This is a genomic window from Companilactobacillus paralimentarius DSM 13238 = JCM 10415, assembly GCF_001434985.1.
GTDB lineage: Bacteria > Bacillota > Bacilli > Lactobacillales > Lactobacillaceae > Companilactobacillus > Companilactobacillus paralimentarius.
In genome coordinates, this window is the sequence record NZ_AZES01000092.1 from 1 (window position 1) to 25,718 (window position 25,718).

At 35.6% G+C, this 25,718-nt stretch carries 28 protein-coding genes, 1 other RNA gene and 1 other annotated feature; of the genes, 6 read left to right on the forward strand and 23 right to left on the reverse strand.

The annotated features are described in order from the left end of the window. Window positions 1-122: 122 nt before the first annotated feature. The 19 genes from ffs to FD33_RS08045 all read right to left on the reverse strand — a co-directional run bounded on the left by ffs (window position 123) and on the right by FD33_RS08045 (window position 13,409). An RNA gene (gene ffs / locus FD33_RS12485) (signal recognition particle sRNA small type) lies at window positions 123-223 on the reverse strand. A gap of 36 nt (window positions 224-259) precedes the next feature. Beyond that, a complete protein-coding gene (locus FD33_RS07965; protein ID WP_025085243.1) occupies window positions 260-736 on the reverse strand; it encodes a nucleoside deaminase in 477 nt (158 codons plus the stop codon). A 1-nt stretch (window position 737) separates the two neighbouring features. Next, complete coding sequence (locus FD33_RS07970; RefSeq protein WP_025085244.1) at window positions 738-1,052, reverse strand: hypothetical protein; 315 nt, start codon at window positions 1,050-1,052, stop codon at window positions 738-740. 44 nt (window positions 1,053-1,096) lie between these two features. Next, complete coding sequence (locus FD33_RS07975) at window positions 1,097-1,699, reverse strand: class I SAM-dependent methyltransferase (RefSeq protein ID WP_025085245.1); 603 nt, start codon at window positions 1,697-1,699, stop codon at window positions 1,097-1,099. Between the two features lie 72 nt (window positions 1,700-1,771). After that, window positions 1,772-2,140: a 50S ribosomal protein L7/L12 gene (rplL, locus tag FD33_RS07980; RefSeq protein ID WP_025085246.1), complete on the reverse strand. Its 369-nt coding sequence runs from the start codon at window positions 2,138-2,140 to the stop codon at window positions 1,772-1,774. 38 nt (window positions 2,141-2,178) lie between these two features. Beyond that, window positions 2,179-2,685: a 50S ribosomal protein L10 gene (gene rplJ, locus FD33_RS07985; RefSeq protein WP_025085247.1), complete on the reverse strand. Its 507-nt coding sequence runs from the start codon at window positions 2,683-2,685 to the stop codon at window positions 2,179-2,181. Window positions 2,686-2,733: 48 nt separating this feature from the next. Further along, window positions 2,734-2,853, reverse strand: a sequence feature (ribosomal protein L10 leader region). Between the two features lie 30 nt (window positions 2,854-2,883). Continuing rightward, a complete protein-coding gene (gene rplA / locus FD33_RS07990) occupies window positions 2,884-3,564 on the reverse strand; it encodes a 50S ribosomal protein L1 (RefSeq protein WP_025085248.1) in 681 nt (226 codons plus the stop codon). 103 nt (window positions 3,565-3,667) lie between these two features. Further along, on the reverse strand, window positions 3,668-4,090 hold the full coding sequence (gene rplK, locus FD33_RS07995; protein ID WP_025085249.1) for a 50S ribosomal protein L11: 423 nt from the start codon (window positions 4,088-4,090) through the stop codon (window positions 3,668-3,670). Between the two features lie 119 nt (window positions 4,091-4,209). Further along, window positions 4,210-4,758 (reverse strand): transcription termination/antitermination protein NusG, encoded by a 549-nt coding sequence (nusG, locus tag FD33_RS08000; protein ID WP_054642516.1) that lies wholly within the window; start codon window positions 4,756-4,758, stop codon window positions 4,210-4,212. Between the two features lie 94 nt (window positions 4,759-4,852). Next, complete coding sequence (secE, locus tag FD33_RS08005) at window positions 4,853-5,038, reverse strand: preprotein translocase subunit SecE (protein ID WP_025085250.1); 186 nt, start codon at window positions 5,036-5,038, stop codon at window positions 4,853-4,855. Between the two features lie 14 nt (window positions 5,039-5,052). Continuing rightward, a complete protein-coding gene (gene rpmG, locus FD33_RS12490) occupies window positions 5,053-5,202 on the reverse strand; it encodes a 50S ribosomal protein L33 (RefSeq protein ID WP_075887434.1) in 150 nt (49 codons plus the stop codon). Window positions 5,203-5,283: 81 nt separating this feature from the next. After that, entirely contained in the window at window positions 5,284-5,847 is a 564-nt protein-coding gene (locus tag FD33_RS08010) for a sigma-70 family RNA polymerase sigma factor (RefSeq protein WP_025085251.1), read from the reverse strand. A gap of 180 nt (window positions 5,848-6,027) precedes the next feature. Then, entirely contained in the window at window positions 6,028-6,816 is a 789-nt protein-coding gene (gene rlmB / locus FD33_RS08015; RefSeq protein WP_056955888.1) for a 23S rRNA (guanosine(2251)-2'-O)-methyltransferase RlmB, read from the reverse strand. After that, window positions 6,797-7,210 carry a Mini-ribonuclease 3 gene (locus FD33_RS08020; RefSeq protein WP_054642513.1) on the reverse strand — a complete coding sequence of 138 codons (414 nt, stop codon included), beginning with the start codon at window positions 7,208-7,210 and terminating at the stop codon, window positions 6,797-6,799. Before FD33_RS08020 ends, rlmB begins: the two co-directional genes overlap by 20 nt. Next, a complete protein-coding gene (gene cysS / locus FD33_RS08025) occupies window positions 7,203-8,606 on the reverse strand; it encodes a cysteine--tRNA ligase (protein ID WP_056955889.1) in 1,404 nt (467 codons plus the stop codon). Before cysS ends, FD33_RS08020 begins: the two co-directional genes overlap by 8 nt. A 93-nt stretch (window positions 8,607-8,699) precedes the next feature. Further along, window positions 8,700-10,196, reverse strand: coding sequence for a glutamate--tRNA ligase (gltX, locus tag FD33_RS08030; RefSeq protein WP_025085253.1), 1,497 nt, complete (start codon window positions 10,194-10,196; stop codon window positions 8,700-8,702). After that, a complete protein-coding gene (locus FD33_RS08035; RefSeq protein WP_025085254.1) occupies window positions 10,177-11,460 on the reverse strand; it encodes a PIN/TRAM domain-containing protein in 1,284 nt (427 codons plus the stop codon). Before FD33_RS08035 ends, gltX begins: the two co-directional genes overlap by 20 nt. A 13-nt stretch (window positions 11,461-11,473) precedes the next feature. Continuing rightward, a complete protein-coding gene (radA, locus tag FD33_RS08040) occupies window positions 11,474-12,847 on the reverse strand; it encodes a DNA repair protein RadA (protein ID WP_025085255.1) in 1,374 nt (457 codons plus the stop codon). A 19-nt stretch (window positions 12,848-12,866) separates the two neighbouring features. After that, the gene (locus FD33_RS08045; RefSeq protein WP_025085256.1) at window positions 12,867-13,409 is read right to left on the reverse strand and encodes a dCTP deaminase/dUTPase family protein; all 543 of its coding nucleotides are present in this window, start codon (window positions 13,407-13,409) and stop codon (window positions 12,867-12,869) included. 130 nt (window positions 13,410-13,539) lie between these two features. Between FD33_RS08045 and FD33_RS08050 the strand changes: the two genes are divergently transcribed. The 6 genes from FD33_RS08050 to FD33_RS08075 all read left to right on the forward strand — a co-directional run bounded on the left by FD33_RS08050 (window position 13,540) and on the right by FD33_RS08075 (window position 21,635). Next, window positions 13,540-13,842 carry a GNAT family N-acetyltransferase gene (locus FD33_RS08050; protein WP_025085257.1) on the forward strand — a complete coding sequence of 101 codons (303 nt, stop codon included), beginning with the start codon at window positions 13,540-13,542 and terminating at the stop codon, window positions 13,840-13,842. After that, entirely contained in the window at window positions 13,842-14,531 is a 690-nt protein-coding gene (gene rpiA, locus FD33_RS08055) for a ribose-5-phosphate isomerase RpiA (RefSeq protein ID WP_025085258.1), read from the forward strand. The genes FD33_RS08050 and rpiA overlap by 1 nt, the downstream gene beginning before the upstream one ends. Before the next feature lie 16 nt (window positions 14,532-14,547). After that, window positions 14,548-15,891: a C1 family peptidase gene (locus FD33_RS08060; RefSeq protein ID WP_025085259.1), complete on the forward strand. Its 1,344-nt coding sequence runs from the start codon at window positions 14,548-14,550 to the stop codon at window positions 15,889-15,891. Window positions 15,892-16,332: 441 nt separating this feature from the next. Continuing rightward, window positions 16,333-18,756 (forward strand): Xaa-Pro dipeptidyl-peptidase, encoded by a 2,424-nt coding sequence (locus tag FD33_RS08065; protein ID WP_025085260.1) that lies wholly within the window; start codon window positions 16,333-16,335, stop codon window positions 18,754-18,756. Between the two features lie 121 nt (window positions 18,757-18,877). Continuing rightward, entirely contained in the window at window positions 18,878-20,965 is a 2,088-nt protein-coding gene (locus FD33_RS08070) for a KUP/HAK/KT family potassium transporter (protein WP_025085261.1), read from the forward strand. A 382-nt stretch (window positions 20,966-21,347) separates the two neighbouring features. Then, window positions 21,348-21,635: a hypothetical protein gene (locus tag FD33_RS08075; RefSeq protein WP_025085262.1), complete on the forward strand. Its 288-nt coding sequence runs from the start codon at window positions 21,348-21,350 to the stop codon at window positions 21,633-21,635. A gap of 252 nt (window positions 21,636-21,887) precedes the next feature. On the opposite strand, the gene FD33_RS08080 is transcribed toward FD33_RS08075, so the two are convergent. From FD33_RS08080 to FD33_RS08095, 4 genes are all read right to left on the reverse strand, one after another. Beyond that, on the reverse strand, window positions 21,888-22,685 hold the full coding sequence (locus FD33_RS08080; protein WP_025085263.1) for a Cof-type HAD-IIB family hydrolase: 798 nt from the start codon (window positions 22,683-22,685) through the stop codon (window positions 21,888-21,890). Window positions 22,686-22,749: 64 nt separating this feature from the next. Then, on the reverse strand, window positions 22,750-23,607 hold the full coding sequence (locus FD33_RS08085) for a GRP family sugar transporter (RefSeq protein WP_025085264.1): 858 nt from the start codon (window positions 23,605-23,607) through the stop codon (window positions 22,750-22,752). Window positions 23,608-23,938: 331 nt separating this feature from the next. Further along, a complete protein-coding gene (locus FD33_RS08090) occupies window positions 23,939-24,613 on the reverse strand; it encodes a 2,3-bisphosphoglycerate-dependent phosphoglycerate mutase (protein WP_025085265.1) in 675 nt (224 codons plus the stop codon). A 65-nt stretch (window positions 24,614-24,678) separates the two neighbouring features. After that, the gene (locus FD33_RS08095; RefSeq protein WP_025085266.1) at window positions 24,679-25,557 is read right to left on the reverse strand and encodes a cation diffusion facilitator family transporter; all 879 of its coding nucleotides are present in this window, start codon (window positions 25,555-25,557) and stop codon (window positions 24,679-24,681) included. Window positions 25,558-25,718 lie beyond the last annotated feature (161 nt).

Consider the following 25,718-nt stretch of genomic DNA (forward strand, 5'->3'; position numbering starts at 1 on the left):
GATATATTTCGTATTTATTTTTTGGACAAGTGGCTAACTTGTTCTTGTAATTTTCGTTGGTAAAAAATTACATCATATTTCAAAATAACCACAAAAAAACTCCTAACCAAATTGGTTAGGAGGCTTATATGCATAACAAAAGGCACATGACACACCCTGCTTAGTGCTGCTTCCTTCCGGATCTGACACAGTTCACAAGAGCATCATTGCCCTAAGGCCTTGCGGCAAAAACTATTATACTATAAATAATAGTTTTTTTCTACTTTTTGCGGCGAATTTCTCTAAAGAAATTTCTTAAAAGATCTCCAGCTTCTTGTTCTTTAACACCACTGAGAACCTCTGGTTGATGATTGTACCTTGTCTCCGCCAACAAGTTATTAATTGAACCAACTGAACCAGCCTTAGGATCACTGGCACCAAAAATAACCTCTTCGATCCGACTATTGATAATAGCACCAGCGCACATTGGACATGGTTCCAAAGTCACAAATAAGCTCGTGTGCTCCAAACGCCAACTGCCTACTTTTGCACAGGCTGCTTCGATTGCAATAATCTCCGCATGTTTGATAGCATTCTGAGTTTCCTCACGTTCATTTGAACCTACTGAAATCACCTCACCAGTTTGATTATCAACGATAATACAACCAATCGGAACCTCTTTACGTTCACCGGCTTTTTTAGCTTCATTCAATGCTAGATCCATGTAATTATCTATTTTTTCTTCTGAAAATATCATATTAATTGAGTAATTGAGTCACTTTCTTTTCCAAATATTCTGGAATTGCTGGTGATTTCAACTTTAATTGATCTCTTTGTCTTTGAATTGAATCTAATATTTCAACCAATTCTTTGACTTGTTCATCTGATAAAGTCCCAACAAATTCCAGTAGTTTTTCGTTGCCATGCAGATATTTATCAACCAAGGACTCTAATTTCTTACGGTCTTGTTTGACAGCCTTATCTTTCATAAAATGATTCAATTTACGTACTGCAAAAAATGATCCCGCTGAAACGGCGGATAATATCGTCAAAATAATTAATTTCTTCTTCATATGTAAACGCCTCCAACACAAAATATACCATATTGAGCAAAAATTTAAATCAATTTACTTTTTAAAATATAATAACCTTTATCTCGAACAACAATTTCAACATTGCCAAAAGTCTTCTCCATCAACTTCTTAGCTGATGGTGCACCTTGCTTCTTTTGTAAAACGATCCAAAGCTCACCACTATTCAACAAGTAGTTCTTAGACTCCTCCAAAATTGCGGTAACAACATTCTTACCCGCACGAACTGGTGGATTCGAAACAATCAATGCATATTTTTTATCGACATCTTTATAGACATCTGATTCAAAAATATCTACGTTTTCGATACTATTGTTAGCCGCATTTTGTTTAGCTAAGTCTAAGGCTCTAAGATTAACGTCAACCATTGTAACTTGACGAGACTTTTGTTCTTTAGCCAAAGCTAAGCCAATAGGTCCATATCCACAACCAACATCCAAAATATCACCTTCAGGAATACTTTGAAAATCAATTGCTTCAATTAAAACTCTTGAACCATAGTCAATTGTTTGACGTGAAAAAACTCCACTATCAGAAATAAATTTAAGATTATGGTTTCTAAGCGTAAAATCGAACTTTTTTAATTCATGTTCTAGATCTGGTGTATTATCAAAATACTGATTAGCCATAATTTTCCCCTTTCTCTATTTGAGGGTAAAAAAAAATCCTCTTACGAGGATTAATTTTATCATTAAAGTGAATTACTTCAATGTAACTGTTGCACCAACAGCTTCTAGCTTTGTCTTCATTTCGTCAGCGTCAGCCTTAGCAACGCCTTCCTTGATAACCTTAGGAGCACCATCAACAAGGTCCTTTGAGTCCTTCAAGCCAAGTCCTGTGATACCACGAACTTCCTTGATAACCTTAACCTTTTCTTGACCTGCTTCTGTAAGTTCAACGTCGAATGAGTCCTTTTCTGCAGCAGCGTCGCCACCAGCAGCACCGGCAGCAGCAACTGGAGCAGCAGCCTTAACATCGAATTCTTCTTCGATAGCCTTAACAAGGTCGTTTAGTTCTAGAATTGAAGCATCTTTTAAATCATCGATAATCTTTTGTGTATCTAAAGCCATTATTGTATCCTCCAAATATTATGAGTTTTTTTTATTAATTATGCTTCTTGTCCAGCGTCTTCTTTATCTGCAACGGCCTTAACAACCATAGCGAAGTCACGAACAGGAGCTTGTAATACAGATACCAACATTGATAGCATACCATCTCTGTCTGGTAATGTTGCAAGTTCTTGAATTTGATCAAGAGTTGCGGCTTTACCTTCAATGATTCCACCCTTAATTTCAACGGCGTCAACATCTTTAGCAAATTTAGCAGCGATCTTAGCAGGTCCAACAGGATCTTCTTCAGAGTAAGCAATAGCTGTAGGTCCAACGAAGAACTTCTCTAGACCTTCAACACCAGCTTTTTCAGCTGCACGTCTCAAGATTGTATTCTTAACAACTTGCATAGTAGCATTTTGTTCACGTAATTCAGCACGCATTTCTGTTGCTTGTTCAACAGTTAGACCTAAGTAGTCAACAACGATGACTGACTTTGCGCCTGTAAGTTGCTTAGCAATTTCATCAACTTGTGCTTGTTTTTGTGCTAATACTTCTTGCTTCATTATTACGTTTCACCTCCACAATTTTTTAGTTAATATCTACAAATTTCGGCTTAAAAAATAAAATCTCTGTGCCCAAGGGACACAGAGATTAAGTGAAATAATCTTCTGGCCTCGGCAGGATATTAAGACTTTCATCACCTGAGTCTTCGGTAGAAATCAACTATACTAATTTATCATTATTTTGGTTATTAGTCAACATTAAGCGTTAATCTTTAGACCAGGTCCAAATGTAGATGTCAAGTTAACACTTGTTACATAATTACCTTTAAGTGATGCAGGACGAGCTTTAACGATTGCACCATAAAATGCATCGAAGTTAGCTGCAATCTTGTCTGTATCAAATGACAGCTTACCAATTGGTGCGTGGATAAGACCATTTGAATCAACACGGTATGTAACTTGTCCGGCTTTAATATCATTAACAGCCTTTGTAACATCCATTGTAACTGTACCTGTCTTAGGGTTTGGCATCAAACCTTTAGGTCCAAGAACACGACCTAAACGACCAACTTTAGCCATCATAGGTGGTGTAGCAACGGCAACATCAAAGTCTAACCAGCCGTCTTGGATCTTTTCAACAAGGTCATCTGAACCAACAACATCAGCACCGGCTGCTTCTGCATCCTTTGCTTGTTGGCCTTCAGCGAAAACGATAACCTTTTGTGTCTTACCAGTACCATTAGGTAGTACTAGAGCGCCACGAATTTGTTGATCAGCTTGCTTAGGATCTACATCCAAATTAATTGCAACTTCAACAGTTGCGTCAAATTTAGCGTAGTTAACCTTCTTAAGTAAGTCAACAGCTTCTGTAGCAGAGTATTTCTTGTCTTTATCGACTTGTTTCATTGCTTCTAAATATTTTTTTCCATGCTTAGCCATGCTAAGTTCCTCCTTGCTTTGTGGTCTTTCGGAGAATCAAATTTTCTCCTCCCACTTGTTAAGAATGCTTTCACATCCCTGTAAACTGCTTAAATCTAGTCTTTTACTTTACTTCAAAGCCCATACTTCTTGCAGTACCAGCAACCATACGCATTGCAGATTCAACATTTGCAGCGTTTAGGTCTTTCATCTTGGTTTCAGCAATTTCGCGAACTTGGTCTTCAGTAACTGTGGCAACCTTATTTGTGTTAGGTTCGCCAGAGCCCTTTTCAACGCCAGCAGCTTTCTTCAATAGAACTGCAGCTGGTGGTGTCTTAGTAACGAAATCGAATGAACGGTCTTCATATACTGAGATAACAACAGGGATAATCATACCCTTTTGATCTTGTGTACGTGCATTGAAGTCTTTTGTAAAGGCAACAATGTTAATACCAGCTTGTCCTAAAGCAGGACCAACTGGAGGAGCTGGAGTAGCCTGTCCAGCAGGGATTTGTAATTTTACTACGTTAGCAACTTTTTTAGCCACGGTGCATACCTCCTTGTTCCGTGATGTGGTCATGATGAGAATCTAAATTTTCTCTCCCACATGTATGTGTCAAAAACATACCGTTTTATAGTAGCACGGTCTACTCGTCTTATCAATAACTATTTTTGTTTTTCAACTGATGTAAAGTCAACTTCAGCTGAAGTCATACGACCAAACATATCAACATCAACTTTAAGTTTTCTGTGTTCATCATCAATTTCAGTAATTTTACCGGTTGTATCTGAGAAAGCACCGTCAGTGATCTTAACTGTTTCACCAACTTCAAAGTCAGATGGTTGGTTTTGTGCGCTCATACCAAATTGACTTAAGATGTTATCAATTTCTTCAGGTAATAGTGGTGCAGGTTTACTACCAGAACCGTGACTGCCGACAAATCCAGTAACACCTGGTGTATTACGAACGATGAACCATGATTCATCAGACATAACCATTTCTACTAAAACGTAGCCAGGGAAAGTTTTTTCCATTTCTTTCTTTTCTTTACCGTTTTTCATTTTTGTTTCTTCTTCTTCAGGAACAACTGCACGGAAAATGTAATCTTCCATACCCATTGATTGGGCACGTGATTCTAGATTTTCCTTAACTTTATTTTCATATCCTGAATAGGTATGTAGAACATACCATTGTTTTTCGCCAGCTTCAGCCATAATTTCCTCCAAAATTCAAAATAAAAAAACTCCGAACCAAGTCGAAGTTTTTTCCGTTAATTCCATAATAGCAAATTTTTTGCGTACTTACAATCTATTTACCCATTACGAAATGTTGCAATAATGTAATTAGACCCCAATCAACTAATGCAAAGAAGATTGCATACATCAATGAAGTACCAATAACGGTCCATGTATCACGTCTATTTTCTTTGAATGTAGGCCAAACAACTAATTTCATTTCATCTTTGACGCTACCAAAAAATTTAAATAGTTTCATGTAATCCTCCAGAGTTATCTTGTTTCTTTATGTAGTGTATGTTTACCACAATGCTTACAGAACTTTTTAACTTCTAGACGTTCTGTTCTATTTGGGTTCTCAGTAATTGTGTAGTTACGTGAGCCACAAACAGTACAAGCAAGGGCGACTTTTCTTAATCCCATGTTTATCTCCAAAACTAATTTGTTTTAATCTTATTAATTGTAAACTCTGGAAGTAGTTTTGTCCATTGCAATCTCACATGACTATAGTTTCTGATCACGTTTTATCTTCTTTTTGCATCGGTTAGCAGCCTGTACAATCTGCTTTATATCACAACGAGCTTCAGTACAAGCCTCATGCAGTGAGACTTTCCCTAATAAAAATTGGAAAGCCACCAATTCTATACCACTCATTTTAGTAATAATTTTTTCCAGTTGATTAGAAACGTCAATACTATCATTGTCTTCAGCAACTTTATCATCGAATTTACCCTTATCAAGCAACTTATCATATGACTCTGTTCCTTGATTAGCTTTACGTTTGATAGCATTTTCGCGCCTGATAATATCTATAATATGATTCTGAAATTTTAATTTAAAAAAACTGCCGAACTTGGAACCACTATTTCCATCAAATAATTTACAAGTTTGATAACACACTAAAAAGGCTTCCTGATACCAATCATTACGATCATAACCATCAATGAAATACTTAATATACATATTATCGATCATTGGTCGATATCTTCTGACCAGTCTATCTAATGCTATCGAGTCATCTTTCTCTCTAATCAATTCAATCCATTGGTTTTCTTGTTCAACTTTCATTTCACTTTTTTACGAATAATAATTTTGTAATTTAAAAGTACCACCCACTCAAAGTAAATTTAAGCGAACACTTGTTTACAATAATTTAAATGTGCATATGAAAAATCATTTTATGAATAATTTTAAAATCTTTAATAAAAAAATTCTAAGCAAGAATTTATCTCACTTAGAATTATCCAATTAAACATTACGTGAAGCAAAAGCTTGGTACAACAGGATACCTGTTGCAACTGAGGCGTTCAAACTTTGGACATGTCCAACCATCGGAATATTCAAAGTTTGATCAGCTTGTTTCAACACTAATGGTGAAATACCTTTACCTTCGTTACCAATAATTAGAGCAACTGCTCCTTTGGCGTTCCAGTTACGATAGTTGTCACCTTCCATAGCTGTACCAAAGACCCAAACGTTACGTTTCTTTAGATCTTTGATGGTATTAACTAAATTAGTTACACGAACGACTGGCACGTGTTCAATGGCACCTGTTGATGTCTTAGCAACCGTTGAAGTTAAACCGGTTGAACGATGCTTAGGAACAATAATTCCATCCACACCGACGGCATCAGCCGTACGCATGATTGAACCTAGATTATGGGGATCTTCAATTTTATCCAAAATCAAAATGAATGGATCAGTACCCTTTTTTTCAGCGCTCTTGAAGATATCCTCCATTTCAGCGTATTGATAGGGAGCCACATAAGCAGCCATCCCTTGATGATTACCACCGTTACTAATATCATCTAACTTATTCTTAGGTACTTCTTGAACAATCAAACGATCACGTTTAGCTAACTTGATAGCTTCAGCGATATGTTCACTAGAAAGTCCCTTTTGAACCAAAACTTTGTTAACACGTTGATCAGCTGTAGCGGACTTCAATAATTCAATTACTGAATGTACACCATAAACTAATTCGTTTTCTTCTAAATTATTACTACTGTTGTTGCGTTTATTCGAATTTTCTGTCATCTGCTTCACCCACTTCTACTTCATTTATGCACCATTGTGCTAATTCTACAACTCGGTCTTTGTTGCCGGTAATATCTAAATAACCAAAAAGTGCTTCAAAACCTGTAGACATATGATAAGTGACGACACTTGTATTCTTAGCTTTAGTATATTTTTTAGCATTACGTCCGTTTTTATAAATTCTGATTTCTTCATCAGAAAGAATTCCCTTATCCATCATCAAAGTAATCAATGATGCTTGAGCTTTAGCGGAAACGTAGTGTTTGGCTTGTTTTTGTAGTTCATTAACTTTGGTAATATTTTTACCTAAAAGATGTTCACGAATAAAGACTTCGTAGACCGCATCTCCTAAATATGCCAAAGTTACTCCATTAAATTGTTTAACATCAGTCATTAATATGCCACCGTGTTCCTTGTGGTGTATCTTCAAGGATTACACCCATTTCTTTTAATCGATCACGTAATTTATCACTTGTCGCAAAATCTTTATCTGCACGAGCTTGGTCACGTTGATCGACCATTTCTTGAATTTCTTTGGAAAGGTCTTTTTGTTCATCCAATTTGATCCCTAAGATACTTGTCAATTCAGTCAAAGTCTTAAGAATCAATTCGACACTAGTCTTCGCTACCTCGTCTTGAGCGGAATAGTTATTAGCTAAACTAACTAGATTAAAGATTTCTGTCAAACCATTTTGAACATTGAAATCATCGTTCATTGCTGCTTTGAAATCAGCCACAATTTGTTCAACCTTTGCTTGAATATCATCAGTCTCATCAGTAGCACCATCAAGTCGGAACTTCAAGTTATTGTAAGCCGTCTTGATTTTCTCAAGATTATCAGCTGCCTTTTGTAAGTTCTTTTCTGAGTATTCAAGTGGACGACGATAATGTGTTGATGACAAGAAGAAACGCAATACTTGTGGATTAGTCTTTTGAACAAGATCGTGCACTGTTACAAAGTTACCGAGTGACTTACTCATCTTTTCATTATTCTCAACAGTGACAAAACCATTATGCATCCAGTAGTTAACAAATTTCTGACCAGTTTTAGCTTCACTTTGGGCAATTTCATTTTCATGATGAGGGAACTCCAAATCTTGGCCACCACCATGAATATCAAAAGTATCACCTAAGTACTTAGTCGACATAACTGAACATTCAATATGCCAACCTGGACGGCCTTCTCCCCATGGAGAATCCCACTTAATCTCATTTGGCTTAGCTTTCTTCCACAAAACGAAATCAATTGGATCTTGTTTCTTGTCGAATTCAGTTTCACCAATATGTTCACTAGCACCTTCAACTAATTGGTCGATGTTTTGATCAGACAATTCACCATAATGCTGGAACTTTCTAGCACGATAGAAAACATCCCCATCAGATTCATAGGCATAACCCTTATCGATTAAAGCTTTGACAAAATCAATAATCTCTTGAATATTATCTGTAGCTCTCGGATTGATAGTGGCTTTTTGAACATTGATAGCTGCAATATCTTCATAGAAGGCTTTGATAAAACGGTCCGCTACTTCAGGTACAGTAATACCTTCACGATTGGCCTCTTTGATCATCTTATCGTCAACATCTGTAAAATTAGAAACAAATTTTACCTTGTAACCTAAAAATTCTAAATAACGACGAACTGTATCAAAAGCCACGATTGAGCGAGCATTTCCAATGTGGATATAGTTATACACCGTTGGTCCACAGACATACATTTTTACTTCATTAGGTGTTAATGGTTTAAATTCTTCTTTTTGGCGTGTTAATGTGTTGAATATTTTTAACATAATCTTCACCTATATAAAAAAGGGGTTGAGGCAAAACTAAGTTTTCCTTCAACCTCTTTTTGTTTTATTTATTTTGTATCTTAAAACCCTTGCCTATTTCATTTCAGCCAATGTCTTATCGATATTTGCTAAGGCTTGTTTCTTACCAAATAATTCGATTGTTTCAGCAATTGCTGGACCATGCATTGTTCTTGTAGTTGCAATTCTTGCTGGCATGTATAGTTTTCTACCCTTAACACCAGTATCAGCTCTAACTGATTGAATAGCATCCATAATTTGGGCAGCTGTGAAACGAGGTAATTTTTCTAGCTTACCTTTCAAATCTTCAATAGCTGTCTTTGCATCATCATCTTCTAATTCTTTTTGCTCGTCATCTGTTAGATGTTCTGGTTGATTGAAGAAGACATCTGCCAAATCAATGATTTGTTGTGTATAACTCATTTGTGGCATGTATAGTTCTGTTAAATGTCTTACCCATTGAATTTCATCTGTAGTTGGATCTTCTGAAACTCGTTTGGCTTCAACCAAGTTAGCTAGTACTAAGTCAGTGATCTCACTAACATCAGCGTGCTTAACGTATTGGTTGTTGACCCATTCTAGTTTCTTTTGATCAAACTTAGCTGGTGATTTGCTTAGACGATGTTCATCAAAGATCTTGATAAATTGTTTACGTGTAAATAATTCATCTTCACCAACTGGTGACCAACCTAATAGAGCAATAAAGTTAAACATAGCTTCTGGTAAGTAACCTAATTCACGATATTGTTCGATGAATTGGAGAATTGATTCATCACGTTTACTTAATTTCTTACCAGTTTCAGTATTAATGATCAATGTCATATGGCCAAACTTAGGTGCTTCCCAGCCTAATGCTTCATAAATCATCAATTGTTTTGGTGTATTGGCAACATGGTCATCACCACGAAGAACATGACTGATTTCCATCAAATGGTCATCAATAACAACGGCAAAGTTGTATGTAGGCATACCATCACGTTTTTGGATAACCCAATCGCCACCGATAGTATCTGAACCGATTGAAACTTTACCCTTTACGATATCGTCCCATTCGTAGTTCTTACCAACTGGTACGTGGAAACGAACAACTGGTTGTAAACCAGCATCTTCAGCTTCTTTGATCTTGGCTGCCTTTTCTTCTTCAGACATACCTTCGAATTCGTATTCGTAATGAGGCATTTGACCATGAGCTTCTTGGTCTTCACGCATCTTTGTTAGTTGTTCTTCAGTCAGATATGATTTGTAAGCCAAGCCTTTTTCTAGCAATTCATCAATATATTTTTGATAAATTTCTTTTCTTTCTGATTGGCGATAAGGACCATAGTCTCCACCAACATCTGGACCTTCATCCCAATCAACGCCAAGCCATTTAAGGTTTTCTAATTGACTCTTTGTACCACCTTTAACGTTACGTTTTGTATCTGTATCCTCGATACGAATTACAAAAGTACCTTTGTGACTACGTGCGAATAGGTAGTTAAAGATAGCTGTTCTAGCGTTCCCAATATGTAAGTGACCTGTTGGACTTGGTGCATATCTTACACGAATTTTATTATCTGACTTTTTTGCCATTTCTTTGTTCTCCCCTTTTACTTCTTGAGTTATTTCTATTTGAATTCTTATTACCATTATTATTGCGGTTATTACGTTTGTTACCACCGTTGTTATTATGGTTATTTGAATTCTCTTTAGAATCGCTCTTTTCTTGGATACCATGCATTGAATGCTTAGGTTTTGCAAATATCATCTTACCAGCGTCAGTTTGCAATGCACTAGTTACAACGACTTCAACATCTTTGCCAATGAAGTATTTACCTTCTTCAACAACGACCATTGTACCGTCTTCTAGGTATGCGACACCTTGCTCTCTTTCAGTACCCTCTTTTATAACTTTAACAGTCATCGTTTCTCCTGGCAAAACCATAGGTTTCAAAACTTTGGCTAATTCGTTAATGTTAAGTACTTGAACATTCTGAAATTCACTTACCTTACTTAAATTATAATCATTTGTGATGACAGCACCACCGATTTCTTTAGCTAATTTAAGTAATTTCATATCCACTTCTGGAATATTATCATAATCGCGTGTTGTAGTTGTGTAGTTGATACCTTTATCCATTTTCATTTCATTTAAAATATCAAGTCCACGACGACCACGTTCACGTTTTTGATTATCGCTGGAATCTGAGATCAATTGCAACTCATGTACAACGAAATCAGGAATCATCAACTTACCTTCCAAAAAACCAGTGTGTGCTAATTGATGAATTCGTCCATCAATAACAACCGATGTATCCAAAATTTTGTATGGATAGTAATCTTTTTTAGCTGAACGACGTGTAACTTCACCTTCTGAAGCTAAAGCTTCATTCTTTTCAGCTGCCGCTGGTGCAACTTTAGTATTACGTTTTGTGATTGAGAAATTGCTCCAATCATTTCGACGACTTGTTCCCATTCTGAAACCGATCCAACCAAAGACGATCATTAAGATGACGGGAATAACATTTGAAAACATGTTACTCATCATATAGAAAGGTATGGAAATGATATTGGCTAATACTAAACCACCAATTAAGAATCCAGCACCATAAATGATCCACCCTGGTGAACGAGAATTCAAATACTTCTCAATTCTTTGATTTAATTCCAAAATTGGTTTAACAAACAAGAATGACAAGAAATAAAATACAATACATCCAATAAGTCCATCAAAATAACCGTTATTAACAAAAGCAATTCCTGCTAAACCTGAAATTTCCCATAAACTTGGTAAAACGGTAATTCCGACGGCGATACCAAGTAATGCAAAAATTATATTTACTACGATCTTTCGCATATATGCCTCCTATTTAAAATATTTTGTTCATCGCATCAGTTACGGTACTGACACCAACAATTTGAATCTTATTATCTTTAGACCAATCTCCCATATTATTCTTGGGAATAAAAATACGCTTGAAACCTAATTTTTCTGCTTCATTTACTCGTTGATCAATTCGATTAACACGACGAATTTCACCGGTCAATCCAACTTCACCTACAAAACAATCAGTTCCTGGGATACCCATATTTTTATAACTGGAGGCAATTGACATCGCTAAAGCAAGATCAATTGCTGGTTCATCTAATTTAACGCCACCAGTTGATTTCAAATAAGCATCCTGATTTTGGAGCATCAAATTACCACGTTTTTCTAGAACGGCCATAATCACTGATACTCGGTTATGATCCAATCCCGTGGCGGTTCTTTTGGCATTACCAAAAATTGTAGGAGTGATCAAAGATTGGATTTCAACCAAAATTGGTCGAGTTCCTTCCACTGAAACTACTACCGCTGAACCATTGGCATCCGCTAAACGTTCCTCTAAGAAAATTTCTGATGGATTAGATACTTCCACCAGACCCTTAGTCCGCATTTCAAAAATACCAATTTCATTCGTTGAACCAAAACGGTTCTTAACAGAACGTAAGATTCGATAACTATGGTGTGTGTCCCCTTCAAAGTATAGAACAGTATCCACCATGTGTTCCAATATTTTTGGACCAGCAATGGCGCCACCTTTAGTTACATGTCCAACGACGAAAACAGTAATGTTGTCCTGCTTAGCAATATTCATCAATTCAGCTGTAACTTCTCTGATTTGAGAAATACTCCCCACGGCAGAAGTAATTTCTGGTTCATCCATTGTTTGCACAGAATCAATGATTAAGTAATCCGGATGCATTTCGTTGATTGTTTGACGGATATAACTCATATCTGTCTGAGGGTACAGATATAGATCTTTACCCGAAATACCCAAACGATCAGCTCGCATCTTGATCTGTGAAGCACTCTCTTCACCAGAAACATATAACACTTTACCACCAGTATTCGCTAGTTGTCCTGAAACTTGTGTTAACAAAGTTGACTTACCAATACCGGGATCACCACCAATCAAAATCAAAGAACCGGGCACGATACCGCCCCCGAGAACTCGATTCAATTCAGATAAATCTGTCTTAACACGAGGTTCCTTTTCAAAGGAAACATTATCGATACTAACTGGTTTGGACTCTAAATCACTAACCCGACGGCTAGGAGTTGCTTTAGCTTTAACAGATTCAGGATGATCTACTTCCTCAACCATCTGATTCCAAGCACCACAGTTAGGACAACGTCCTAAATATCTAGGTGAGACGTAGCCACAATTTTGACATACGAATTTTGTTTTAGCTTTTGCCAATAAAATAGTTCCTTTCTTATTATATTCCTGAAGAACCAAATCCTCCATTGCGTTTCTTCAATCCGCCTTCATCCCCATCAGTTGTTAAATAATTGATGAAGATACCTTGGGCTAATCGTTCACCCTTTTTAACTTTGTAATCTACAGGGAAAAAGTTGATCAATTGAACGAATAATTCTCCCTCATTACTTTCATTATTATAGTAATCAGCGTCTACTACACCAATACCATTAGGAATAGCTAAGCCACGTTTTAAAGGATTACTGGAACGACTAGCAATGATCAATACTTCATCTTCTTGCATATAAGCCTTAACCCCAGTTGGTACTAGTACTGGTTTAATTGATTTTTGAACTTCAGCCAATTTGTCATTATCCATTTTACCTTTATTTAAAATGAACTTTAAAACATTAAAGAAACCAAATTTCCAAATTGAAGGAACCACAAAGTCTTCAGCACTTTCAATGTCATAACCGGCAGCATTTTTAGTTTGACGAACTGGTAAATTAATTCCCTTACCTTCGTATTTTTTCACAATCTCGAATCCACGTTTTTTAGTCAAATTGAAAACTCCTTAAGCATTAGATAACTAAAATAATAGCATTTTAGTCCATATAAAACTATTGATTACACTGACTTTCTTCTTATAATAGAGTAATATTAAAATAAATAATTCAGCAGGAGGTAATTTTATGGAATTAAATCATGAAGATGGACGTTTTTATCTTGAAGACAATGGCAAAACAATTGGTGAATTAACCTATTCTAAGGTTGAAGATAATATTATTTCACTTGATTACACTTACGTTGACGAGGCTTATCGTGGTCAAGGTCTAGCTGGTAAACTCTTCAATGCAGTTGTCGACTTTTCTGACCTTAAGGGATTAAAGATTGTTCCCGTTTGTGAATACGCTAAAGCCGCTTTTGAAAACAGACCAGAAATCAGATTTTTATTAACTGAGAATTACCAAAAGCTCTTAAAGGGGGAAAAATAGTGAATCAAGATGAATTAAAGAAAGCAGTCGGTATTAAATCTGTCGATTACTTCAAAAGTGATATGGTAGTCGGCCTTGGTACTGGCTCAACCGTTTATTATATGATTGAAGAACTTGGACGTAGATACCAAGCTGGCGAGATCAAGAATATCGTTGCCGTAACTACTTCTTCACGTTCTGAAAAACAAGCTAAAGAATTAGGCATCCCAACTAAAGATTTAAACGAGGTTGATCATATCGACCTTACTATCGATGGTGCTGACCAAATCGATAAAAACGGTCAAGGTATCAAAGGTGGCGGTGGTGCTCACCTACTTGAAAAAATGGTTGCTACAAACTCCACTCGTAATATTTGGATTGTTGATCAATCAAAGATAGCTGACACATTGGGTAGTTTCCCATTGCCCACTGAAGTAATTCCATTTGGTTGTGAAAAGACCTTTACTGATCTTGAAAAAGAAGGATTGAATCCTCAATTCCGTCTCAATGAAGATGGCAGTCGTTTCCTTACACATAACAAGAATTACATCATTGATCTAAAAATTGGTGAAATCAAACATCCACATTTGTTGGCAGATTGGTTAGATCACCAAGTTGGAATAGTTGCACACGGACTATTTCTTGATATAGTTAATACTATTATCGTCGGTTATGAGGATGGACCTAAAGTAATCGACAATATCAGATAAAAAAGGAGAATTTTGTATGACAAAAGAAATCACATCATCAGACTTAGATAAATTTCAAACTGCATTTGACAATACACCAGGTTCTTCAGCTATCAAAAACGCTGTTGCTAACAATGGTTTATTCAAATCAAGTGAAACTATTGCTTCTAAAGTAGCAATGGACCCCACTTTCTCAGTTGAATTGGATACAGGTTCAGTTGCGGATCAAAAGCAATCTGGACTTTGCTGGGTATTCGCCGCATTGAACACAATGAGACACCCACTTCAAAACAACTTCAAGATCAAGGGCTTCGAATTATCACAAGGATACATGCTTTTCTGGGATAAACTCGAAAAATCAAATTACTTCTTTGAAAATGTTATCAACACTGCTGCTCTTCCAACTGGCGACCGTAAAGTTGACTTTCTTATGACAACACCTCAACAAGATGGTGGTCAATGGGATATGGTTATGGCTCTTGTTCAAAAATATGGTGTCGTTCCAAAGAGTGTTATGCCAGATACATTCAGTCGTACAAACTCCTCTGAATTAAACAACGTTCTCAATAAAAAATTACGTAAAGATGCTATCATTCTTCGTGACTTTGTTAATAACAACAAGTCTGAAGAAGATATCGAACGTAAAAAGAATGAATTACTAAGCGAAATTTACAAACTTCTAGTTTACACAGTTGGTGTTCCACCTACTAAATTTGACTGGGCTTACCGTGATGACGATAAGAATTACCATAAAGAAACTGGTATCACACCTCAAGAATTCTTCAAGAAGTACGTTGGCTGGGATCTAGACAGTTATATCTCAACTATCAACGCACCAACAGCTGATAAACCTTACAACCACGTTTATACAGTTGAAATGCTAGGTAACGTCGTTGGTGGTCGCCAAGTTCGTCACTTAAATCTTGAAATCAATGACTTCAAGAAATTAGCTGTTAAACAATTACAATCTGGTGAATCAGTTTGGTTCGGTAGTGATGTTGGTCAAAGTTCTGATCGTAAGATTGGCATCATGGATACAAATATCTACGACCTTGAAGGCTTACTAAATACTGACCTTAAGATGACTAAGGCAGAACGTCTTGATTACATCGAAAGTATGATGACACATGCTATGGTACTTACAGGTGTTGATTTGGATGAAAATGGTAACCCACTTAAGTGGAAAGTTGAAAACTCATGGGGTGAAAAAGTTGGTAACAAAGGATACTTTGTTATGAGCGACTCATGGTTCGATGAATATGTTTATCAATTAGTTATCAACAAGAAATTCTTAAGCGATGACCTTAAGAATACTTTTGAAACAGAATCAAAAGAACCAAAGGTTCTAGCTCCTTGGGATCCAATGGGTGCTTTAGCTTAATTAAAATTTAAATCAAAAGAACGGCTTCCATTAAGTATTCAAGATATATTCTTTACTTGAATCTCTTAATAGAGGCCGTTTTTATTTTACTAAACTAATCATTTTACAAAATTACGTATTAAACATACCTACCTCAAGAAAAATAATTAAAATATTTAGTCTGGAATAAGAATTGGAATGTGTTCAGTTATGAAATTGTTGTTGATGGCTTTGTCGCTTACAATAAGGCTAATCTTGGAGATCCATAATTTTGCCGAAGGTGAAATTATTAGCTTCAAGTCATACCCATAGTGTTCTAACACATTTCCAATTTTTGCGGAAGACGGCCATTCAACCAGGCTTAAAAATTGTCTGTCTTGACACGTCTATGCTATTGAATTATTCGTAAATTTACTATAGAGTGCTCTATAATGAAATTAATATTTGTGAAGGGGTGTCAGTATGAAAAACAATCAATTTGCGATTCGTCCAACTCTATTTGGCGATCAGATTACAGAATTAAAAGAAATTGGTTTTTTAGATAAAGATAATAGTAACGAAAATGATCCTATTAAATTATGGAAGAGTTTCTTGAGTAAGACTTTTATTGAGGCTAAAACTTCCTCTAATTTTGAAGAAAAATTACATACTTATATGGCAACTCCAGATCAAAATTTAAGTGAGTACCTCGATTCATCGATCAAAGTTTCTGTACAAACATTTTATAATGTTGCATTACAGTTATTAAAATTTAACCCAGATGTCGATTTTTCATTTAAGGATCCACTAAAAGCAATGGAAAAAATCCAATTGCCAATTGCTGACCATCAAGGAAACAATTTTTCCCCTGATGAATTAAAGTCAGCTTGGTACTGGCTTTTGGCTACCCATAATAAAGACGGCCAAACTTATATTGATTCGTTGGCTGCCAAAGGCTATTTCACTCCATTCTACGGTAAAGTATCAAAGCCTATGCTTTTCAACGGTAAAACACTTCCTGTCTTTGATCCGCACAAATTAATCCGTGAAGTCGTCTACGTTGAATCGCCTCAAGACAGTGATCATGATGGCAAACGTGATCTATTGAAGGCTGAAATCTTACGTCCTTATGAAACTGAAAATGGTCTCAAAGTACCAGTCCTTTACACTGCTAGCCCCTATAACCAAGGTACTAACGATGAAACCGGTGAAAAACTAACTCACAATGTAAATGTACCATTAAAACATAAGATTCCTAATGATCTGAATTACGAAGATATCGAATATCACGAATCATCTGATTCTCTACCTTTAGCTCGTAATATTAATGGTGAAACAAAAAAAGCTGAGGAAACTTTCTCCAGAGAAAGTTCTTATACTTTAAATGACTACTTCCTAGCTCGTGGTTTTGCAGTTATTTACATGGCTGGTATTGGTACAAAGGATTCTGACGGATTAAGAACCACTGGTGATCCCGAAGAAACCATTTCTACTATTTCCATTATCAAATGGCTAACTGGTGACTTACCTGCCTTTACTAACAGAACCGATAATATTGAAATTAAAGCCTGGTGGTCAAACAAAAAAGTCGCTATGACAGGACGTTCTTACCTAGGAACTTTGGCAACTGCCGCTGCTACTACTGGTGTTAAAGGATTAAAAACTGTTATCAGTGAGGCTGCTATCTCAAACTGGTACGACTACTATCGTGATGGCGGTTTGGTGATCGCACCCGGTGGATTCCCTGGTGAAGACGCCGATGTTTTAGCCGAAGAAACCTTCAGTCGTCGTTTACAACCTGGTGACTTTAATGAAATCAAAGGCAAATGGAATCAAAAGATTGAAGAAATCCAAAAAGGTGAAGATCGTGATACTGGTGACTATAATACTTTCTGGGATGCTAGAAATTATCATAAGAACTTCAAAAATATTACAGCCGATGTTTTTATGGTTCACGGACTAAATGACTGGAATGTTAAGCCTCGCAATGTCGAAAGATTATGGAATGGAATTAAGCATAACGGTGTTACGCAAAAAATCATTCTTCACCAAGGACAGCATATCTACATCAATGCCTTCCGTTCCATTGACTATAGTGACATTATTAACTTATGGTTGACACATGAACTCTTGGGCATCGACAATCAAGCTAAAGAAATCATTCCTGATGTTATTGTTCAAGACAATGTTGAACCAGAGACTTGGACAGCACATTCTGATTGGGCAAATTCTGATGATAAAGAGATCAAATATAACTTATCGAGTGATAAATTAACTACCGATAGTGTTACTTCTGATTCCGAGTCATTTGTTGATCAATTACCTGAAACAGATTTTGAATCTTACCGTGATGACAACGTTACATGGGAACAAGATCTTATTCATGGTAATGACAAATTGGCTCACAACCAATTAACATTCAAGACTGCTCCTTTAACAAAGGAATTATTGTTAGATGGCAAAATTAACGTTAATTTGAAAGTCGCTTCAAGTGAGAATCTGGGCATGCTAAGTTTTCAAATAATCGACTATGGTAAAACTAAACGCTTCAATGTTTCACCTACTCTTTTAGCAAAAAATAGTTTAGCTGGAACCTATGATTGGCGTGAGGATGATCTACGTGAATTTACTCTGGGTAAAGAATCTTCGGCCAAGATGATTACAAAGGGTCACATTAATCTACAAAATCGTGAAAATAACTATAAAATTAATGAATTAAACCCCAACATCTTCTACAATATAAACGTTGAACTTCAACCAACTTTTTACAAGTTACAGACTGGTCATCAATTAGGGTTAATCATTTACGCAACTGACTTTGGAATGACAGTTCGTGGAAATCAAAATATTAAATATACAGTTCAATTAGACCAATCTTCATTGTCTGTTCCTTTGCATGAGGACTAATCTAAGAGTGTTATTTTATTTAATTATATAGGGAATATAACTGACCAAAATAAGTAGTTTCATACCCTAATACTTAATGTTACAATTGCCGTTGAACTGTTTATTTTTGGAGATTATTTATATGGAAAAGACACAACTGAATTCATTGAAAAATAACCCCCATTCAAAGATGAGCATTGCTGGATTCTTGATTGCTTTGGGAATCGTTTATGGGGATATTGGTACATCTCCCCTCTATGTTATGCACTCTTTAATGGTTGGGAATGGTGGACTTGCAAAAATGTCCACTAATTTTATCTTAGGAAGTGTTTCTTTAATTTTTTGGACACTAACTTTGGTAACAACAATTAAATACGTATTGATTGCTTTACGTGCGGATAACAACGGTGAAGGTGGTATTTTTGCTCTTTACACGTTAGTTAGAAAACGTGCCAAGTGGTTGATCATTCCAGCTATGATTGGTGGGGCAACCTTCTTAGCTGATGGTATGATGACACCAGCTGTTACTGTTACAGCTGCGATTGAGGGTCTTAAGGGTATTAAGATCAACAATGCCGTGTTAATTAGTACTCAAAACCAAGTAATTATCGTTACACTAATTATTTTGTCGACTCTCTTCTTCATTCAGAGATTTGGTACTCAAATGATTGGTCGAGCCTTTGGTCCGATAATGTTGGTTTGGTTCTCATTCTTGGGTTTAGTGGGAATACTCAATATTTCTTCCGATTGGACTATTATTAGAGCCTTGAATCCTTACTATGCTATTGAACTATTGCGAAGTCCCGTTAACATTCGTGGTATTTTTATTTTAGGTAGTATCTTCTTGGCTACAACTGGTGCCGAAGCACTGTACTCAGATATGGGACACGTTGGTCGTCCTAATATTTATACAAGTTGGCCTTTCGTTAAAATTTGTTTGCTACTAAGTTACTTAGGTCAAGCTGCTTGGATTATCAGCGTTAGAGATAATCATACTTTGCAACAAATGGGTTCAGCTATGAATCCGTTCTATCAGTCTATTCCGGCTGATTTCAGACTCTTCGGAATTTTCTTATCAGCTATGGCTGCTATCATTGCTTCCCAAGCTTTGATATCTGGTTCATATACCCTAGTTTCTGAAGCTACTAAGTTAAGAATGTTCCCAAGATTAAAAACTTACTATCCAACTAATTTCAAGGGACAGTTATATATTCCAACGGTTAACTCAATTATCTGGGTTGTTTGTTTATTCATTGTTTTCTATTTCAAAACTTCAGAAAACATGTCTAACGCCTATGGTCTAGAAATTACTATTACTATGTTGATGACAACTATTCTATTACATCAATGGTTGTTGATGAAACGAGTTAACAGGTTATTCACAACTGTTATCATTAGTTTCTTCTTCGTGATTGAAAGTATCTTCTTCGTAACAAATAGTAGTAAGTTTATCCACGGTGCCTATATTACAATGTTCATTGCTGCCTTATTAATTGCTGTTATGTTCATTTGGAGATATGGTGAACGTCTCAAAGACGACAACACTTACCGTAGTCACTTTGCTTCCCTATTAGCTTTTAAACATCAATTAAATGATTTAAGAAAAGATCCAAGTTATCCACTCTATACAACTAACTTAGTCTATTTAACTAAGGTACATGACGGATATCGTATTAAAAAGAATATTCTTTATTCAATCCTTGATAAACGACCTAAGCGTGCTCAAGTCTATTGGTTCGTTACTGTTAACGTTACCGATGAGCCATATACTGCCGCATATAGTGTTGAAACTTTTGATACTGATTACATGATTAGCGTTCAATTGTATCTTGGATTTAGAGTTGATCAGAAGGTTAATGTTTATCTTCGTCAGGTTGTAAACGATATGATGTCAAACGGCGAGATTAAAGCTCAACCACAGAAATACACAACCATTCCTGACCGTGACGTTGGTGATTTCTCCTTTGTTATCATTAAAGAAGTATTATCACCAGATACTAAGATCAGTAATGTTAAAAAGAGTATCATCCACTTACGTTTACTCTTACAAAAATTTATTTCTCCAGCCAATTGGTTCGGTCTTTCATACAGTGATGTTATTGAAGAACGTGTTCCTTTGGTACTTGGGAAAGTTTCACTCAACCGTCTACGTTTAGTCAGAAAAGATCGTTCAGCCTTGAAAGATATCAAGATTGATGAAGAGATTGATGACGACGATGAAGATGAATAATTGAATTGATTAAAAGTCGCTATAGAATTCCTACTTTAGGATTCTATAGCGACTTTTTTTATGCTCAAAAAAAGATTGCCTACCATTAGACAATCCCTTTAGGGCAAATCATTCAATTAGCCTACCGGACTATACCTCGAAAAAGATATAAATGTTCATCTACATCTTTTATACTGCTCATTATAAAACGCCTAAAGTAAACTACAATTATGAAGCATCCCCTTATACATCTTGTCTAAATTAGCCATTATCAATCACTTTAAATAGAGAATCTCTTTATAATCTCAGGTAATCAGAGATTAAAAAATAACTTCTAAAGAGAATACTTTGATTCTTATCAAAATAACTAAATTAAAAATAGCTAAATAAAGGGATGATCATTATGTTTACATATATTGAAATCATTGACAAAGATGCGCACAACTTTATGGGCTATGTCGATTACAAATTCAAGAATAATGTAATTTCAATGACCTTAGTTGGAGGAATGAGAAAACTTCATCGCATTAACATTCCATTATCAGATATCACTGACATCGTAGTTGAAGAATTTTATGGCACTAGTCGCATCAGTTTCATCTATAACACTCAAAAGTATATCTTTCTAAACTCTGGATATGGTGAAAATGAATATTTAATTAAACACCTAACTAAAACCATTAAAGCTTAATTACAGACAAGTGCTGGGACATAATATATTAAAATTAAAAGAACAACTTCCATTGAGTATTCAAGATATAAGTCACATACTTGAAACGCTTGATAGAAGTTGTTCTTTATTTAACATTTAAATTTTATAATAACTAATTGGCAAAACAGGATTCATATCTCCACGACTAGCTCACTCTCTCAATATAAGTAAATTTAAAGCTGTCTAAGAAGTTTTCTTCTATAATATAGAAGATTATATGAGAATCATTAATTATTTCTCTAAAAAGCTCTCAATTCCATATGCGACTCCATTGTCGTCATTACTCTTGGTTATATATTCGCCATACTGCTGAATTTCTAAGGGAGCATTAGCCATGACAATTGGCACACCAACATTTGTTAGCATGGGCAAGTCATTATGACCGTCTCCAAAAGCTGCCATTTCTTTTTTAATCAAATTTTCTGAATCCTGAATATATTTTATTCCTTTTGATTTCTGTGCTAAATCACTAGTTATCTCTAAATAATTATCGCCAGATCGTTTGATACTGACATTAGTAATTTTTAGATTTAAAAGCATTTGATTCAATTGTTCCATTAAATTTAAATCAAAAGTTATCATCATAATTTTATATAATTTAGTATCTACCAAATCAGCAAAATCAATCAATGTAGCCTTCTGTCCCGTTAATTTGGATTCATAATTGATGCCTTCATCAATTCTTTCAGTATACCAAGCGTTTAAGCCATAACAACTACAGCTGACGTCAGGAAATTTGTTTTGAATTACTTTTATTAATTTTCGAAAACTAGTCATATTTAGCGGTTTATCATCTAAAACTTTAAAACCACTATTTGTCTTCTTATAAATCAAACCACCATTAAATCCAATCTGAGGGTCAGTTAAATTCAATTTATCAATAGCGGCTGACATTTCCATTGGTGCTCGTGCTGAAACTAAAGTGAATGGAATCTTACTATTCTTTATCGCTGATACATTCACATCACTAACACTCCCCTCACTATTTAACAAAGTCCCATCCATATCCGAAAAAATATGCTTGATCATTTTACTCCTCCTTATAATTCTATTTTAGTGTAAAAAAAAACAACCTCTACGGATTGTTTTTAATTTATGCAAATGATGTTGCCACACTTCCGATAACAATTAATACAATGCCCAGAACTGTGAATTTCATTTCACGGCTACTTTTATTCTCATGTAAAATAAAGATTCCACCGAAAGTACTAATTACAACATTTAATTGTGTCCAGATAAATGCTGAAGTATTACCGTTTGCCTTAGCTGAAAAGATATAAGCAAACGCAGCGATACCCCAAGCAATTCCAGCAAAGATGTTTAAATAATGTTCCTTTTGTTTAAAGGCTTTGATATCTGTAAACAACGCATAGATAATTGCTCCAACCAAAATTCCTAACATTTCTGGTAAGAAGATAGCTGTACCGCTTTGACTTTTAACGATTGGCATGTTAGGAAATGAAGAATAGATCCAAAAACCTACAGTTGTACATAATAGAAAAATAGCATCCTTGATTTCTAACTTATTTCCTTCAGTACTATCAGTTACTGAAGTTAATAAAGCACCACTAACTACTATCAATAAAGCAATGACTCCAATTATTTTAGATTGTACTCCAGCCCAGTCTCCAAAAATCAACATTCCAATAATGGAATTACCTACCAATTGAAATACAGTTGACAGTGGGACTGTCCCTGAAACACCAATACGCTTGAATGAAATGAATTGTCCTATCTGTCCAATAGTCCATAAAGCACCACAGAGAACTGAGAACCAAAAAGCAGTCGTATTAACAGTTGGCTGTGTTATTAAGTAAGCGACAAACCCGACAATTGTCGCACCAGCACCAATTCCAAACATTTGGTTAGCAGGAGAACCACCAATTTTACCGGTGATGATTGGCATAAAGCCCCAACCTAACGCAGGTATTAGCGCAATTAAAATATTCATAAAAAACTCCCTCTAATTCGCAAAATATTAGTAATAATCTTTTTTTAAAGTGATAAATTTTTTGTATATTAAGGAACAATCTTGGTTTCTAATGATACATAAACTAAAACTTGCTTCGAACATTACTACTTTTTTATCCAGTTTGTCCACTTGGCATGAAACCAAATAAATATCTAGACCATTTAAATAGTGTACCTCATAATTTCAAAAAAGAAAGCATTTTCTTAAAAAAAGTTTTGACCTTGAGCTTACTAATATTTGCTACATTTATCACATACCATGACAACACTTTATAGTAATAAAAAGGACCAGCCTACGTACGACTAGTCTTTCATTTACTTTGACGATTTGAGGTTAGAATATTTAATTTTTTGTCAAATTCATAAATCAACGGTGTCCCATTAGCAACCTCAACCCCATCAATATCTTGGTCACTAATACCCTCGATATACTTAATCAAAGCTCGAATAGTACTTCCATGAGCCACGATCAATTGATCTTTACCATCTAATAATCTGGGTGCAACCTGATCAACGTAGTAAGGAACGATTCTTTGATAAGCATCATAGAGACTTTCTGCCAAAGGCATGATCCGAGCATCATAATACTTGTATGGACCTACATTAGGATCTGCATGGTCAAGTTTTGGGGGAACAGCATAAAAACTTCTTCTCCACAAATGAACTTGCTCAACGCCAAATTCTCTTCTTGTAGCATCTTTATTCTGACCTCGTAAGGCCCCGTAATGACGTTCATTTAAGCGCCAACTCTTTGTAATTGGCACATAATTAAGATTTAAATCATCCTGAATAATATATGCGGTAAGAATTGCCCGCTTTAAAACCGAAGTATGGACATGTTCAAATTCAAAGCCCTGTAATTTTTTAGCAGCTACGTGTGCTTGAATGATTCCTTCTTGAGTCAAGCCTACGTTATTCCAACCAGTATATTGATTTAATGCATTCGCTGTACTTTCACCGTGTCTTACCATAACAAGTTTTACCATATTATGACATTCCAACTTTCATTTATAGAATTACCTTCTAATCTTAGCACAAATCACTGTTCTTATTAATCTATCAACAAATTATCTATCCCACGATTGCATTCAGCTTGCAATGTAACATGCGTAATATTGAACTGTTCCTGCAACATTTTGTCGACTACATCGTAGAGTTTATCCAAGTCCTTCATATTGCAGTTTTTCTCAACATTAATATGAGCGTCCAACATAATATGATTCTCATCAATCATCCACAAATGAACATGATGGACCTTAACAATTTCTGGAACAGTCAAAATTGCCTGTTGAACAGCATCCAGATCAATCTTTGGACTGGCCTCCATAAGAATATTGACGGTCTCCGAAACAACGCTGTAGGCCTCTTTCAAAAGCCAAATGACAATAACTATTGTTATAACTGGGTCTACCCAATTCCAATTAAATAGAATAACGAAAATTGATGCAACAAAAACACCCACTGATGAAAGTGTATCCGACAACATATGTAAAAACGTTGCTTTAATATTTAAGTTATGTTTAGAACCAGAAAACAAGACTAACATCGAAACAAAATTAGCCAATAATCCAATTATTGAAACAATCATCATCAGTTGACCATTGATCTCTTGCGGCTGTGACAAGCGCTTGAAAGATTCAAAGACCATCATGACAGTGATAACCACCAAAATGATTGAATTAACAAAAGCTGCCAGAATCTCGGCTCTTTTATATCCAAAGGTCTTCTGAACATCATTTTTCTTACGTCCAATAACGTTGGCAACAAAGGAAATAATAATGGACAAAGAGTCTTCTAAGTTATGAAACGCATCCGAAATAAGTCCTAAACTACCTGAAAAAATTCCACCAATAAATTCTGTGATCGTAATTATGATATTTAGTGCGGTGACATAAAAGAAACGTCTACCTGTTACTTTTCCATGATCCATAACGTTGCCTCCCGCCCTTATCATACCAATGTTTTCTTAAAATATAAAAAATAGTGCTATATACAAAACGAAGCCAACTCTAATTCAGAATTGGCTTCGTTTATTAGGTTCTATACTTTCTGGTATTGATGAATAATCAATACCAGTTTTTTAATCTCTAG